Annotated in this window: 15 protein-coding genes; 8 read left to right on the top strand and 7 right to left on the bottom strand. The window is 35.9% G+C overall.

What is annotated here, in order from left to right; genetic code table 11:
- The first annotated feature begins 35 nt into the window (after positions 1 to 35).
- The 7 genes from KIM67_RS14010 (at position 36) to KIM67_RS13980 (ending at position 6,127) form a co-directional block, all read left to right on the top strand.
- Positions 36 to 830: a hypothetical protein gene (locus KIM67_RS14010; RefSeq protein WP_213832184.1), complete on the top strand. Its 795-nt coding sequence runs from the start codon at positions 36 to 38 to the stop codon at positions 828 to 830.
- A 149-nt stretch (positions 831 to 979) separates the two neighbouring features.
- Positions 980 to 2,353 (top strand): aldehyde dehydrogenase, encoded by a 1,374-nt coding sequence (locus KIM67_RS14005; protein WP_213832183.1) that lies wholly within the window; start codon positions 980 to 982, stop codon positions 2,351 to 2,353.
- Between the two features lie 102 nt (positions 2,354 to 2,455).
- Entirely contained in the window at positions 2,456 to 3,292 is an 837-nt protein-coding gene (locus KIM67_RS14000; protein ID WP_213832182.1) for a dienelactone hydrolase family protein, read from the top strand.
- Between the two features lie 155 nt (positions 3,293 to 3,447).
- Positions 3,448 to 4,248 carry a universal stress protein gene (locus KIM67_RS13995; protein WP_213832181.1) on the top strand — a complete coding sequence of 267 codons (801 nt, stop codon included), beginning with the start codon at positions 3,448 to 3,450 and terminating at the stop codon, positions 4,246 to 4,248.
- Positions 4,249 to 4,359: 111 nt separating this feature from the next.
- Complete coding sequence (locus KIM67_RS13990; RefSeq protein WP_213832180.1) at positions 4,360 to 4,770, top strand: DUF2846 domain-containing protein; 411 nt, start codon at positions 4,360 to 4,362, stop codon at positions 4,768 to 4,770.
- 47 nt (positions 4,771 to 4,817) lie between these two features.
- Positions 4,818 to 5,345, top strand: coding sequence for an RNA polymerase sigma factor (locus KIM67_RS13985; protein ID WP_250149268.1), 528 nt, complete (start codon positions 4,818 to 4,820; stop codon positions 5,343 to 5,345).
- On the top strand, positions 5,342 to 6,127 hold the full coding sequence (locus KIM67_RS13980) for a hypothetical protein (protein WP_213832179.1): 786 nt from the start codon (positions 5,342 to 5,344) through the stop codon (positions 6,125 to 6,127). Before KIM67_RS13985 ends, KIM67_RS13980 begins: the two co-directional genes overlap by 4 nt.
- A 13-nt stretch (positions 6,128 to 6,140) precedes the next feature.
- On the opposite strand, the gene KIM67_RS13975 is transcribed toward KIM67_RS13980, so the two are convergent.
- A complete protein-coding gene (locus tag KIM67_RS13975; protein WP_213832178.1) occupies positions 6,141 to 7,022 on the bottom strand; it encodes an AraC family transcriptional regulator in 882 nt (293 codons plus the stop codon).
- A 97-nt stretch (positions 7,023 to 7,119) separates the two neighbouring features.
- On the opposite strand from KIM67_RS13975, the gene KIM67_RS13970 reads away from it, so the two are divergent.
- Positions 7,120 to 7,518 carry a DUF983 domain-containing protein gene (locus tag KIM67_RS13970; protein WP_213832177.1) on the top strand — a complete coding sequence of 133 codons (399 nt, stop codon included), beginning with the start codon at positions 7,120 to 7,122 and terminating at the stop codon, positions 7,516 to 7,518.
- Between the two features lie 32 nt (positions 7,519 to 7,550).
- Here KIM67_RS13970 and KIM67_RS13965 read toward each other — a convergent pair whose 3' ends face one another.
- The 6 genes from KIM67_RS13965 to KIM67_RS13940 form a co-directional block, all read right to left on the bottom strand.
- Positions 7,551 to 8,336 carry a DUF2490 domain-containing protein gene (locus KIM67_RS13965; protein WP_213832176.1) on the bottom strand — a complete coding sequence of 262 codons (786 nt, stop codon included), beginning with the start codon at positions 8,334 to 8,336 and terminating at the stop codon, positions 7,551 to 7,553.
- Positions 8,337 to 9,121: 785 nt separating this feature from the next.
- The gene (locus KIM67_RS13960; RefSeq protein WP_213832175.1) at positions 9,122 to 10,129 is read right to left on the bottom strand and encodes a serine hydrolase; all 1,008 of its coding nucleotides are present in this window, start codon (positions 10,127 to 10,129) and stop codon (positions 9,122 to 9,124) included.
- 7 nt (positions 10,130 to 10,136) lie between these two features.
- Entirely contained in the window at positions 10,137 to 10,571 is a 435-nt protein-coding gene (locus KIM67_RS13955) for a MarR family winged helix-turn-helix transcriptional regulator (protein WP_213832174.1), read from the bottom strand.
- 75 nt (positions 10,572 to 10,646) lie between these two features.
- Positions 10,647 to 11,081 carry a hypothetical protein gene (locus KIM67_RS13950; RefSeq protein ID WP_213832173.1) on the bottom strand — a complete coding sequence of 145 codons (435 nt, stop codon included), beginning with the start codon at positions 11,079 to 11,081 and terminating at the stop codon, positions 10,647 to 10,649.
- A 782-nt stretch (positions 11,082 to 11,863) separates the two neighbouring features.
- Positions 11,864 to 12,610 (bottom strand): PmeII family type II restriction endonuclease, encoded by a 747-nt coding sequence (locus KIM67_RS13945; RefSeq protein ID WP_213832172.1) that lies wholly within the window; start codon positions 12,608 to 12,610, stop codon positions 11,864 to 11,866.
- On the bottom strand, positions 12,610 to 14,034 hold the full coding sequence (locus tag KIM67_RS13940) for a DNA cytosine methyltransferase (RefSeq protein ID WP_213832171.1): 1,425 nt from the start codon (positions 14,032 to 14,034) through the stop codon (positions 12,610 to 12,612). Before KIM67_RS13940 ends, KIM67_RS13945 begins: the two co-directional genes overlap by 1 nt.
- Between the last annotated feature and the right edge of the window lie 618 nt (positions 14,035 to 14,652).

Raw genomic sequence — 14,652 nt, 5'->3', positions numbered from 1 at the left:
CGTTAGCACAGCATGACTCAAAGGTATATAGTATCATGAAAAATTCTAGATATTTAGCTTTTAAACTGTGGTTTGCAGTTTTTGCTGTAATAGGTTTGCAGAGCTGTAGTGAAGACGAAAATACCCCAGGTACTAGCGAAGATTTTACACAGACCGAACTACAGACTGTTTTGGAAACAGATAAAATTGCTAGTACGGTCGATACTGTTTTGGCCGAGATTTTCTTGAACGATACAACGGCCGGCAAGTCTTTTAGCAGTTCCGATGATTGCTATTCAGCTGAATTTTCCCAAACAGGTTTTGTGGTATCTTTCAATAATTGTACAATTAATGGAACCGATTATATCAATGGTAATTTGACCATTACCTATGCTGCTGAAAATGAATCTTCGGCTTTCACGGCAACGTATGCTGATTTTTATGTTGGTAACCTGAAGATAAATGGTACTCGAAACTATGTACTTACGAACGCTCCTGACCAGAATACAGTTTCGTTTACCGTGACCAGTTCCATGACCGTTGAAACAGAAGTGGGAACTTTGGTTACTGAAAGTGGAGCAAAAACGTTTAGCTTTAATTTTGGCGATACTTTGGGCAGTAGCACGTTTAGCCTAAGTGGAAACTGGAAAGTTGAGGCAAACGGCACAACGTATATGGTAGAAACCGTAGATGATTTAAAAGGTAGCCTTACATGCGAACACTTAATTGGTGGAAGCATGAATGTTGATAAGAATGGTTTTATCATCAATGTAGATTTTGGTGAAGGTCAATGCGATAACCAAGCTACGATAACACTTCCCGACGGAGAATCCCAAGAAGTTACATTTTAGGATTAGCCGTAAAAATTCCATAACTCTTCGCTGTTCAATTGAATCGGTAGATTACGATTGGTACTATTCTTTCATCTGGCATAACTTTATGCTTCAGATTATCTGCTTATTTTTGATAACTTGAGAAAAGAGAATATAGTAGAACTTAAATGATGATCGACAATCTAGTACAGGAGCAAAGCAAGTTTTTTAAAACACAGCAAACCAAGGATATTGCATATCGCAAACAACTTCTTAAGGGTTTTCATAAGGAATTGATTTTGCATGAAGATGCTATTTGTGATGCACTCTATGCAGATTTTAAAAAACCAAAGTTTGAGGCACTGGCGAGCGAAACGCAAATGGTACTTTCCGAACTGAAATATGCCATAGATAATCTGGAGTTTTGGGCCAAACCCACCAAAGTAAAATCAATTTGGACCAATTTTCCTTCTTCGGATTGGATCTATCCTGAACCGTTTGGCAATGTATTGGTCATTGCTCCATGGAACTACCCCTTTTTGTTATCTATATCTCCTTTAATCGGAGCTTTGGCAGCTGGTAACACTGTTGTTTTAAAACCATCGGAACTTAGCCCGAACACCTCTAAAATTATTGTCAAGCTTATTGAAAATGTGTTTCCAAAAGAATATGTGAGCGTAGTTGAAGGTGGAATTTCTGTTTCGCAAGAGCTGCTATCAAAAAAATGGGACTACATCTTTTTTACAGGAAGCAGTCGGGTCGGTAAAATTGTGTACAAAAGTGCCGCCGAGCATCTTACCCCGGTTACCTTGGAGCTGAGCGGGAAGAACCCCTGTATCGTCGATGCAACTGCGTCTATACAATTGGCAGCTAAGCGTATTGTTTGGGGCAAGTTCTTAAATGCAGGACAGACCTGTATAGCGCCTGATTATATTTTAGTCCATTCTTCCAAAAAGGACGAACTGGTTGCTGGGTTGAAACAGCATATCGAAAAATCTTATGGCAAGGATATTGAAAAATCCGATGATTTTGCAAGAATAGCAACAGAAGGCCATTACAATAAGTTGAAAGAAATCTTGAAAGGAGAAGATGTCTTGTTTGGTGGGAGTTTTGATGATGGGGAACTGTATATAGCGCCAACCTTGGTACACGAACCCAATTTTAATGAAGGAGCCATGGCGGATGAAATCTTTGGACCGATATTACCCATTATTTCCTATGAATCTGAAGATGATATCGATACGTACTTGACCAACTATGATAAACCCTTGGCACTCTATATATTTTCGAACGATAAACGGTTTCAGAAAAGAATTATTGCCAAGTACGGTTTTGGTGGAGGTGCGATAAACGATACCATAGTTCAGATCATCAACAAAAAATTACCTTTTGGTGGAGTAGGGGGCTCGGGTATTGGCGGTTATCATGGCAAGCATACTTTCGATTTGTTCTCCCACAAAAAAGCCATTGTTAAAAGAGCTACCTGGATTGATGTTCCGGTACGTTATGCGCCTTATACCATTCCTATAAAGTGGGTGAAGAAAATTAAACACCTGCTTTAACGGATGTCTTACATTGTTAAAATTGAAGCAGGAAGTACGAAAGAGGAACCAAAAACCGAACTACTTTGGTTATCTTTAAATCCATCTATAAAACCATAGAAAATGAAACGATTGACCTTTTTTTCGCTATGCCTTTGTATGATAATCGTAGCATCTTGTAAACAAAAGACCGAGAACAAAAAAGTTGAGGAGCCTATTGCTGAAGAACTACCCGTGAAAGTAAAAGGAGAGGAGGTTACTTATGCATCGGACTCGACCAACTTAAAAGGATATATAGCTTTTAATGCGAATAATCCAGAAAAATGTCCTGGAGTACTGATCGTACATGAATGGTGGGGGCACAACGACTATGTGCGTGAGCGCGCCGATATGCTAGCGGAACTTGGGTATACCGCACTGGCCGTTGATATGTATGGTGGCGGAAAACAGGCAGAACACCCAGATGATGCCGGCAAATTTGCCATGAGCGTTATGACCAATCTTCCAGAAGCCAAAGCCCGTTTTAATGCGGCGATGGAGTTGCTACAAAAACATGAATCAGTAGATGCTGAAAACATTGCGGCCATTGGTTATTGCTTTGGGGGAAGTGTAGTCTTGACCATGGCAAATGCGGGAGCGGAATTGGATGCCGTAGCTGCTTTTCATAGCGGTGTGGAACTTCCCGTGATGCCCAGTAGCGAATTAAAAGCTGCCGTATTGGTATGCAATGGTGCGGATGACCCATTTATTAGTCCAGAATCGGTGATAGCCTTCAAAAAGACGATGGATTCCATTGGTGCCGACTATGACTATATTTCCTATCCTGGTGTAAAACATAGCTTTACCAGTAAAGCGGCAGATGCCAATGGTGAAAAATTTGATCTACCGTTGGAATACAACGCCGAGGCAGATGAAAAATCGTGGGCAAGCCTACAAAAACTCTTGGAAGAAACATTTTAAAACCAGTTTTGCCAGTATGGTCAACGGTGACTTCTTTGGACATTCTACTTCAATAGGTTACTCGTATTAATCAAAAGTTAAACTATTAATTTATAACCGTTATAGTATTATTTTTAAGGGTATATCTTTCATCCAATAAGTAAAATAGGCGGCACATGAATCAAAAAGACCTCAATACAAAATATAACTTATTGGTATTGATGGACTTGTCCAAATCATCTGAAAATGCTTTAAAAAACGCCGTACAATTAGCGAAAACAATACATGGCAGTATAGATGTTTTTCATGTTAAAGCGCCAACAGATGTGGTTAAATCTGAAAATCAACTATCCGCAATAAGGGGTATACACCAGGAAAGCCGTAGCACTAAAAGTAAATTGGAAGAGCTCATTCAAAAGACCATAGCAGAAGAAGGCGTTAAAATTGGCTATCAAATATCTTATGGCAATGTAAAAAATACAATTCAAAGACATATAGAGCAGCGTCAACCGGATATTGTAATTTTAGGAAAAGAAAGACCAAAATTGATTGGTTTTCTATCCGATGATCTTACGGGATACCTTCTAAATGAAAGCAACGTAAATGTTCTTATCGTTGGAGAAGGCAATACGCTGGATTCTTATAAAGATATCTCTCTTGGAATCTATGGTACGATACAAAATAAAAGTAGTTTAGAAATCTTGGATAATTTGAAGCAAGAAACCTCCAAGCGCATAAAGCACTTTAGTGTTCGCGATTCGAATAAAGAAACCCAGAAAGAAGAAAAGGGCAATACGAATGCTACTTCCTATGTATTCTCTGAGGGTGCAAACGCTTTGGACGGTTTAGCTTCTTATGTACTAAAAACAAACACTCAAATATTGTGCATAGCCAAAGAGCCCAAAGGTTCCAAGGTGACAGCATCTGTGAAACCACTATTACGAAAATTAGATATTCCAGTATTGTTATTGCGGTAAACTCCTAATAGATTTAAATTTTAAGTATACAGGCAGCGAATGGCCATTTTTGTGCATTCTATATATAGATAGTGCAGTAATGTATTTTGTTTTAACCTTTAATCTATACTTATGAAAACTACCTTAATTAAATTTTGTATAACTCTTTCACTTTTAGGAAACACAGATGTTTCTGCCAATAATGATAACATAGACCCAATACAAAATGCCAGGGTGTATATTTACCGCCCTGCTAATTTAGTTGGATTTGCATGGGTGTTCAATTTAAAACTAAATGGAGAAAAGTATGCAAAAATCAGAAATGGAAAGTACTTTATCTTGTCCTTAAAACCTGGAAAAACAACTTTTGGTATAAAAAAGAAGGAGGTAACCATCGATTTAGAGGCAGGAAAATCCTATTATCTACGCTCCTTCATACAGCAAGGTTTTTATATAGGGAAACTTGACTTGGTGGAAGTAACAGCACGTTTTGCAGAACAAGAATTTGAACACAAACCCATGAAACTGGCAGCAAAAGAGTAATAGCATGGTAATAGCACTATACATTACTGGTTTTTAAAGAGCGTGGTTTGATAGAAAAACGTACCGTAAAACTATGCCTTAAAGGCAACAGAAAGGCGCAAAAGTTACTTTATAATTCTTATGCTGAGAAAATGTTCGTGCATTGCTACCGGTATGTCAAACAAAAAGAAGACGCCGAGGAAATCGTATCTGAAGGTTTTATAAAAGTGTTTTTGAATCTTTCAAACGTTGAATATAGAGACGCTCCAAGTTTTGAGGGGTGGATAAAGCGTATTATGATCAATGAATGCCTTATGTTCTTGCGTAAAAAAGAGCGGCTTGTTTTTAATGAATTGGAAATGAATACGGTAGAGACTGCGTTCAAAGTCGAAGGTATTTTGGAAGCAGAGGATATCTATTCACTTGTTGTTGCTTTGCCTATAGGGTACAGAACCGTTTTTAATCTGTTTGCAATCGAAGGCTTCTCACACAAAGAAATTGCACAGCAGCTTGGTATAAAAGAGAGTACCTCTAGGTCCCAGCTTGCCAAAAGTAGGAGAATGCTAAAAATTTTAATGGCCAAAACTAATATATGAAAGAAGAATTTGACCATTTTTTTAAAAGCAAAATAGCAGAACTAAACCAAGTTCCTGGTGTGCCCTATGATAAAGAAAAGGTCTGGAAAACCATTCATCCTAGAATTCGTGTAAAATCATCATGGAATTTCTTTAGAAGATTAACAATAGGATTTATACTTATTATGGCGGCAGTTATGGTATATAATTACTGGCCCAACACACTAGATGTTCAAAAAGAGACTATTGATGAGCTCCCTAAAACAGTTTTGAAAAAAGAGAAAGAAATAAAAACCAACAAAATAGGGATAGAAGATTCCATAGCGAATCCAACAACTACTTCAGAACAAATCACACAACGTCAAACAAAGACTACTCTTGATACCCATTCACCAATTAAAATGCCTTCTGACAGTATACCTAAGAAAGTTGATGTGAAATCGGTAAAACCAAAACTAAATTTGAGCATCACTGAGAATACCAAGATCAAAAATGCTATTACGACTATTAAGGAACAAAGGAAAGCAGTGGTTCATATGTACCGTCCGAAACGATTTGTAGGCTCAGGCTTAGTTTTTAAATTAAACGGAAATAACAAACTTATATCCAAGATTAAAAATAACAGTCACACCATCGTTCATTTAAACCCTGAGTTTATGAAATTCACCATTGGCAAAAGTGAGCTGCCATTAGTTTTAGAGGCTGGTAAAATTTATCATTTATGGATTTCTTACGATGGTTTCCCTTTTGGGAAAGTGGAACTTAAGAAAGTAGATGCATCTTTTATAAAGGCAAACTGGTAGGCATATTTGATTATCATAAATGGCGATAATTTTTTTTGAACTCTAAAGGTGTCGTGTTTGTTTTTAATTTAAAGACCCTTGAAAAATAGGCATAATCGTCATACCCAAGAATTTCAGAAATGGTAGTTAGCGATTCTTTGGAATATACAATGAGTCGTTTCGCCTCTAGCAAAACACGTTCATTGATGAGTTCTGTCGTGGTTTTGTTCAAGGTACTTTTCGTAATCCTATTTAAATGTTTTGTGGAAATGTGCAGTTTATCCGCAAAAAACTTTGCAGATTTCTCTGTTCTGTAATGCTGCTCTATGGTATTCTCCAAAGCTTCCAAAGTTTGCAGGTAAGTAGGGGAGAGTGGCTTCATTTCAGATTCAAAATTACTGAACAGACGGGTTGCATCAATATAGAGAAGGTTTAAAAGACTGGCCATTTTTTGCTTTTTGTATAAAGCGTTTTGATGGAATTCAGTATTGATCTCGTTAAAATATTTAGCTATCAGCGGCAATTCTTGTGGCCGTAAGGTTATGGTCGATGCATTGTTGTACGAATTATAAAATGGAAAACTTGAGAGTTTCCCTTTTGAAAAAAAGAATTCATAAAACGCTTGGGTATGAAAAAAGATATAACCAGATGGGGCAGTATCGAACTCCCAAGAATGGGTCTGACCAGGTTTTAGAAAAAATAAACTCCCTGGGTTTACGGAATAGGAGTTGAAATCTATTTCGTGCTTGCCAGTGCCTTTGGTGAACAGTACACACAGAAAAAAATCATGTTTATGGGGTTTATGAATAATGTCCGCATTCTTTTTTAAATGCAGTGATAGATCATTACTATAAAAATCGGTAAGTGATTCCTCTTGTTCAAATTGTTCAATATTAAGTACTATAACGGGCTTCATTGCACAGAATATGTCCTAAAAGTACAAAAAGTAGCGATATCCGTGCGAAAGCGTTGTTGGAGTTGTTACCTACATTTGCAAGGCAAATACATATGTCGTGAAGTTTTTAAAGGGAACTAAAATTTATAGTATAGTAAAGGGTGCATGTCCTGTTTGTCAAAGTGAGAGTATGTATTTGGAACGGAACCCCTACAAACTGTCCAAAACCTTAAAAATGAAGGAGCGCTGCAGCAACTGTAAAACCAAGTATAAAATTGAACCGTCATTTTTCTATGGAGCCATGTATGTGAGTTATCCGGTCGGACTTTTTTTCGCCGGGTTTGCATTTGTATTATCCTATTTGGTTTTTGATATAGGCCTAATCACAACCTATGGTATTATCGTAGTTGTTATGTTTGCCTCGTTACCGTTGATTTTAAGAATCTCTAGAAATATTTGGATCAATCTGTTTATGAGTTTTGAAAAAACGAAGTCTCGTAAAGAAGTTCTTAAATAGTCGTGAATGTTCACCAAAGGGAAGAATCTGTGTTACTCGTCACCATGTCTTACTTCGTTAAATGGTAATTTTTTATTCTTCCTAAAATCAAAGCTGCCATAAAAGAAGAGACGCAGGGTATGATTAAGGTTATAAACATTACCTGCAGCGAGTTGTTGATAGACCATCATATAGCCGCAATCCACTTTCCAACTTTTATTTATTTTATGCTTTATGCCAACAGTTAACCTGTTTTGGTTAAAGGTATTAAAGACAACATCCTTACCAAAATTCAGATGTGTTTCATTAGCCAATATAAGTTCCGTAGGCCCATTTTGTTTAAAGGGAAGCCCAGCACTGACCAGAAATCGAATACGGTTAACAAAAAAATCGTCATTTAAGGATTGACCATTTTCCACATTATTGAAAAAGCGTTGCTCTAATCTGATTCGAAACAAAGCGTTCATTTTTTCATAACGTTTAGATATACTTAACTGCTGGTAAATTCTATCCTCGTTTAGAAAATTGTCCCAATCACCGGTGGGGGTCAACCAAAGATGTGCATAACCTGTCGCTAATCGAAGGTTAGCATTTAAATAGTATTGGCCACCAACGCGAAGGAAGTAGAAATTTGGGTCCGCTAAAAAATTGTTTCTACGAATATGTATATCGTTCAAAATGGCCCAACGATTGGCAATTCTGAATACATTATTTGTTGAAACCCAAAATTGAGCATTTTCATTTACAATTTTTTCAGGAAGCTCTTGCCCGTAAGATGAGTGATTTACCAAAAATAAAGCTAAGGTTACAACAATGGCGAAAGATTTCAACTGGTTCAATTTTTCCTGTTTGGTCTAGGAGCGTGAAAAAGCAACAATAAACGCTACCTGAAAGGTTATGAAGGTGCGAAGATACTTTCTAAAATGGAACTCTCTCCTGAAAAATATCATTGTGATTGAATATAAATTACCTATGAGTTATATTGGGATTTCGTTTTAATGTTGATATAGAACCAGTTACTTAGAAACTAACGGATGGAGAGGTGGTATAATCATGATATCTTAAATTCTTATTTTACATAATATAGATTATAGTACAGAATGGATTATAAGTATTTCTGATTCAGTACTTTAGCTGTAAGCTATAATTCTATTATGTAAAATATCCCTCACGTTTATAGCTTTTAAGGGAATTACCAACAGGGTCATCAACCTGTTTAATTTACGTAGCTTCAATATTTCTACACAGAAAAAACTTTTTATAAAATTTCAAATTTTTAGCAACCCTGCGAGAAACCTTTCGGCTGTATCTATAATTAGTCGTTATGTAAAATTGCCGCACAGCCAACAGCTTATTGCTTTCATAAAATCAAAATGCTCAGGCATTTTATTTTATACGCAATTCCCAGCCGCTTGGCCAGCGCCAAAAAAAGCAAAACTTTTAGATTCTTTAGAAATACGCGATTTATGAGAAACTTCTCGTCAATAAATTTTTCACAGACTTCTCGTCAGCGTGCCGCAACAGCTTAAAATTTCTCTGCGAGGAAATTTCTAAGCCCTTGCTAACCTCTCGTCTTTGTTTCAACTTTTACTTTAAGTGCTTTTAACATTATGTCAAATAGAAACTATTGTTTTGTGTTTTCAATTTCTGAGGTTAAAGTTTCGTGCAAATAATCTCGGACTTTCTTTCCTCCCAGACTAGGGTTTCTATTGGTAAGAACAACAACCGTATATTCCTCATGGATGATATCCAAAGCTGATGCAACTCCAAGCTTTTCGCCTTCTTCCCAATATCCTCCTGTATGTCCGTAAATTTTGCTGCTGTTTAAAGTTTTGACCATAAATCCATAGCCGTAGTCACCATCGGATTGTTTTTGAATCATAATCTTGAATTTATCATCAACAAATTCTTTTTTTCTTAGTGCTTGACCAAATTTCCACATATCCTCAGCTGTAGTTTTTCCTCCACCATCTGGCGAATTGATTTCTGTACTGGACATTTGACATGGATTCAATATTTTTTTTTGCACGTATTCGCTGTAAGGCATTCCGGTAACTTTTTCAATTATTTTACCAAGGAATATATAGCCCGAATTGCTATAATTATGTTTTCCAAATGAACCTACCAATGTATCATTCTTTATTAATGAATAAATATATTCTAGGTCATTACCTCTTTCATCATCTCCGAGTTCGTCCCAATAGCTGCCTAAGCCACTAGTATGAGAAAGGAAATGCTTAATCTTTACGCTATCTCTAATCACATTATTTTCAATATTATTAAGATATTTGCTTGCTAAATCCTCTAAAGCAAGTTTACCTTGCGATTCAAGCTTCATAATAGCAAGGGCGGTAAACATTTTACCCATTGAGGCCAGTCCAAGTTGACCTTCTAAAGTGTGCTTTTCAATAGAATCTAAATCGACATATCCGTATGCTTCATTCAGAATTATTTCATCATTTTTCCCAATTAGCACTACCCCATGCAAACTGTCTTTTTTAGCCTGTTCAGTTAGATAGCTTTTTATTTCTAGAATTTTGCCATCTTCATTTTTATCAACGTTTTTCTTCACGCCATCTTTACAGCTTGCGAATAAGGCGGTAATCAGTATTATGATAGATAAGTATTTCATTTTTATTTCAATTACAGTTATTTATTATTATTTTTAAAAGGGAATCCAATTGCTCTATTTCTGACTGACTTAATCCTTTCAGAGCAGTATTTCTATTATCTTCAATTACCGGAAAGAGTTTCTTTATTATATTTTCGCCCTTTTTAGAAATAATCAATTCTTTTCGCCTTCTATCCTCTTGGCTTTCGTTCCTTGTCAAGTATTCATTCTTTACCATAAGTTCAATCATTCGGGTAATCGAAGCATAATCTTTAAATAAAACCTCTGCCATTTCTACTTGTGTTAGTTCAGGTCTATTCTGTAAAAGTATAAGCAGAAGTGCTTGGTCTACGGTAATGTTACTTTCAATTTTACGAATGTTATTTTGAGCAAATTTTCTATACGTTTTGATAGCTTTTTCAATAGAATAGATGACGATATCAGTTGGTGCTTTTAGGTTCATGATAACTTATTTGATGTAAATATATTTGATATATCAAATAATACAAAATATTTATCGAGAAAACTCCAAAGAACTTTACCAAAAGTGCTCTATTTGATTGTAGCTAATATACTCGCCTAACTTTTCCATACCTTTTGTAAAGACCTTTATTTCCCAATTTGATAAGTATGTGTGCATGCCAACATTATTCTCAAAAAACACGAAATTATCTGGTTTTACAAGGGTTTCAGAAGGAATTAAAAATATTAATGGATCTTTATTAGGAATAAAACCTATTAATGCTACCCAAAGGGTTTCTCTAGGTTCGCCTAATTTTTCTTTTGGAACTTTTGAGCTTTGTTGCGCAATCAATTCCATTGGTTGTAAAAAGATTTCTGATTGCTTTCCGTTTTCACTTTTTACAGTAAAATCAACTCCATCTCTACCATTTTCTTTAGCACTGATTTCAAGACCTTCTTTGGTCAACTTAATCCTTAATACGCTTTCTGCTTGCTTGCGAAATTCTTTCATTCGATAGTGTTTCTTTACTTTTTTTCTTGATAAAAAAAGTAACAAAAAAATCAAGGCTTACAGATAATCTTAGAAACAATGTACGGCTCAGTCGCTATATTCTAGAAAGCATTCTAAATCTTAAGACTGCTCTCAACTCTTTGAAGCATTAAGGTGGTGAAGAAACCTAATTACCAGCCCTCTAGAATATGGCCGCTCCACTAGCCTATTGTTTTGCTAAAATTCTCTTAGGCCATTAACCTTGTACCTAGAATCCTCATTTTAGTAACCGATAATTAATATCCCTGATAGAGGCAGCTTCAATCTATTACTTGCATAAAGAGTATCCAAAAACGATATTACTTTTTCGAAATCTCTACCAGATTTATAGATATTTCTAACTGCAATAACTAGATATTCAATATCGTGCATAACAGAGGCCTGAAAAATGTCTTTCAGAAACTGATAGTTTGCAACAGCTCTTCCCGCTTCTACTTCTATTACCGTTTTAAACTCTTCATTTAAACCGTCAGCCTCGAAATATTTATCGAGCTTCCCATTTCTACCAAATAAAACAGGTACCTGAATCTTATCGACTCACTTTTTTGACTTTTCCACTTTATATCCAATTAGCTCAAACCCATCCCGTAGTCTTGTTAAGACTTCATCACTAGAAAACTGATGATTCTCTGATGCAATCTTTTCTTTATGGTTTTCAAAGACTTCAACTAATTCGCTTAAATGTGAAGGAATTTTATCGGACTTCGGAAAGTATTGCCAATTAATCATTTTAATAAGTGTAACTAGCGTCTACTTGAATTGAATTCTACCAATTTATCCCAATCAATTTCTCCGTTTTCAAAGCAGAAACTTTGCGAAAATTCTAAAGTAAATTTGTTTAATATTTTGGAATAAGATTCTAGAAATTCTTCGTTCTTCTCTTTAGCCTTATAACCTATTGGTACGATTAAATCCTTATATAAATCATCATCGTTGGAAATATAAGCCCAGAATGATTGCCCACAATATTTATATAGATCACCCTTTTTCTTATACTCATAACGTTTTGATGATCTACCGTAACAACATCCGTTTACGGCTACAACATTGACTCCCCCACCTGAAGTTTTAAGCCTTTTTCTAGCGGAATCAAAATTATCAATCATTTTCTTCCAAGAACTACTATTTGACCAATCTGGTCCGGATTTTATAGTAACTATGTGTCTCGCACCATTTTTATCAAATTCCAAGTCTATACCATCCATACCAGATTTCCAACCGCCATATACTTTTTGATTTACAAAAATTGCAAGTCCTTCGAGCCAGTCGCCAAAAATACCTTCTTCACTTGATGAAACCCATGCATCTAAAATACCTTGGATTATCTCAGCAGCAACCAAAACATTTTTGGCTTTAAATAAATAGGGATTTTTCCTTTTTAGAATTGTCTTTAACTCAAGGTCGGCCAGCTTATCTGTTCTTTTCTTGTGGAAAGTGCCAATGTTATCCTCAACGTACTGCTTTACGTCATCTAGATTCAAATCATTCATCAAATGACCATTTTATATTGATTCATTATTTTCATAATATTCAATTCCCAGCTTCTGTCGTTAGTTGATGTATATCTTGAATATTTGAAATCTTTGTATTGGATAGGCACCTTATCATTCATATGGGCCAAAATAGCTTTGCCAACCGCTTTTCCCAATCCTACAGGAACGGCATTTCCAATTTGTTTATACTGTTCAATCAAACTTCCTTCGATATTCCAATCATCAGGAAATTGTTGAATTCTCTTGTACTCTTCAACAGTCAAAGGTCTGTTTTTTTCGGGATGCGCTAAATCTGTTGCTGGCATTGCAGGGTGCGTTACAAGAGTTGGGGATGGCTTGTCCCAAGCTAACCTTCTAAAAAAGCCTGTTTTCCCACCACCAGAATAAAATGATTTACCCATTGCCTCCTTTTGAGTTTCTAATGGTAAATCCTTCCAATACTGCCCCGGACCGAGCATTCTGTAGTATTTTAGTCGTTTTTCTGGAAAATTGACATGATTCTTTGAATCAGAAGTCAAATTATTTACAGCATCCGCGAAAGTTGTCCATTTAGGTAAACCAAACTCGCCATTTTCAGAATGCGTAGGAGTTAAATATGGCAATCTACTACCATCACGAGAAGCAATGATGATTACACGTTCCCTTTTTTGTGGGGTACCAAAGTTTGCTGAGTTATAGAGATTAAAGCTTACACCATAACCATTATCTCGCATTGTATTTACAATATTTAATAAAGCACCGCCTTTTAACTCTTGAAACTCTAAATCATCAAACTCCTTACCTCTTTGATTATGTGGCCTATGTTTTAAAGGGGCAGATAATATACCCCTAACGTTCTCTATTACTGCATACTTTGGTTGTAATTCAAGAATTCTTTCTATGAACTTTAAAAAAACATTGCCTCTCTCATCTTCAAATCCTTTCCTTTTACCCGCCGTACTAAAAGCCTGACAAGGTGGGCCACCAATAATTAAATCAATTTCGTCCGTTTCAGTTAGACCAGCTTTTTCTCGAATATCCTGAGCACTATAGTCGCGAATATCACCTATTAATGCTATTTCCGGCTTATTACGAATTATCGTCTTTCTACTAGCTTTATCAACCTCACAGGCCAATAATGTTTTAAAGCCTGCTTTCTCTATACCTAAATCCAATCCCATTGCGCCTGTAAAAAACGAAAGAGCTATTGGTTCATTAAACTTAAATCTATTCGTGTTTTCTTGTTTGGATAATTTTTTATCCTCAGTTTTACCGCAACTATTATTAGATTTATAATACTCAACTTCCTCCTCATTAATAATCCAGGAGTTACCAAGTTTTTCTCCTGGTAATTTGTCATACCGGCAAAGGTTTCGAACTTGTTGCGGAGTTAGATTTAATTTTGATGCAGCTTCTTTTGTGGTTATTTTGGTACCTTCCATTTTTTCGTTGGCGAAAATTTTTATAGACCAAATATATTAACTCTAGAAATAAAAACCTAGGAACATCTAATCATTCCACACACATTACACTCCCCACCTATCCTCCTTCTCCGCCAAAAGCGGATTCGGCGGACAAGCTAGTCGGGTCGCATAATAAGTGTTCCATTACCTTTTCAGAGAAAGTTTTTAGAAGAAAAATTTGAAGAGAAATTGTAGAAGAAAACTTTGCTTTTCCCAAGCAAAGTTACATAACGCGGTACATTATAGTACAAATGTTATCATTGGTATTTTAAGAGAGAAGTCCATTTGATAGCTATAATGTAGTATTATGTAAAATATCCCAGAAGCATTTGTTTTCATAAGAATAATTGGAACTTGGGTCATTAAACTATTAAGCGGTTTGCTTCGCAGCGTTTTTTAAAACATTTGTATCTATAATTAGCCGTTATGTAAAATAGCCGCTACCAAGCGCTCGATTGTTTTATAAAATCAAATTGCTCTGGCAATTTATTTTACACACAATTTTCTGTAGCCTTCCCTAAAAATAGGACAGCTTAAAATTAGAATTTTCTAACTTTAAATTTTAACTGTCACATGAAAAAAAGCAAGTTTACCGAG

Origin of the sequence: Flagellimonas sp. 389 (assembly GCF_018449435.1) — a bacterium.
GTDB lineage: Bacteria > Bacteroidota > Bacteroidia > Flavobacteriales > Flavobacteriaceae > Flagellimonas.
This window is presented reverse-complemented; position numbering and strand designations above follow the sequence as displayed.

Coding starts and splice junctions, on each gene's coding strand:
- KIM67_RS14010 (WP_213832184.1), top strand. CDS start 36: ATGAAAAATTCTAGATATTTAGCTTTTAAACTGTGGTTTGCAGTTTTT.
- KIM67_RS14005 (WP_213832183.1), top strand. CDS start 980: ATGATGATCGACAATCTAGTACAGGAGCAAAGCAAGTTTTTTAAAACA.
- KIM67_RS14000 (WP_213832182.1), top strand. CDS start 2,456: ATGAAACGATTGACCTTTTTTTCGCTATGCCTTTGTATGATAATCGTA.
- KIM67_RS13995 (WP_213832181.1), top strand. CDS start 3,448: ATGAATCAAAAAGACCTCAATACAAAATATAACTTATTGGTATTGATG.
- KIM67_RS13990 (WP_213832180.1), top strand. CDS start 4,360: ATGAAAACTACCTTAATTAAATTTTGTATAACTCTTTCACTTTTAGGA.
- KIM67_RS13980 (WP_213832179.1), top strand. CDS start 5,342: ATGAAAGAAGAATTTGACCATTTTTTTAAAAGCAAAATAGCAGAACTA.
- KIM67_RS13975 (WP_213832178.1), bottom strand. CDS start 7,022: ATGAAGCCCGTTATAGTACTTAATATTGAACAATTTGAACAAGAGGAA.
- KIM67_RS13960 (WP_213832175.1), bottom strand. CDS start 10,129: ATGAAATACTTATCTATCATAATACTGATTACCGCCTTATTCGCAAGC.
- KIM67_RS13955 (WP_213832174.1), bottom strand. CDS start 10,571: ATGAACCTAAAAGCACCAACTGATATCGTCATCTATTCTATTGAAAAA.
- KIM67_RS13950 (WP_213832173.1), bottom strand. CDS start 11,081: ATGAAAGAATTTCGCAAGCAAGCAGAAAGCGTATTAAGGATTAAGTTG.
- KIM67_RS13945 (WP_213832172.1), bottom strand. CDS start 12,610: ATGAATGATTTGAATCTAGATGACGTAAAGCAGTACGTTGAGGATAAC.
- KIM67_RS13940 (WP_213832171.1), bottom strand. CDS start 14,034: ATGGAAGGTACCAAAATAACCACAAAAGAAGCTGCATCAAAATTAAAT.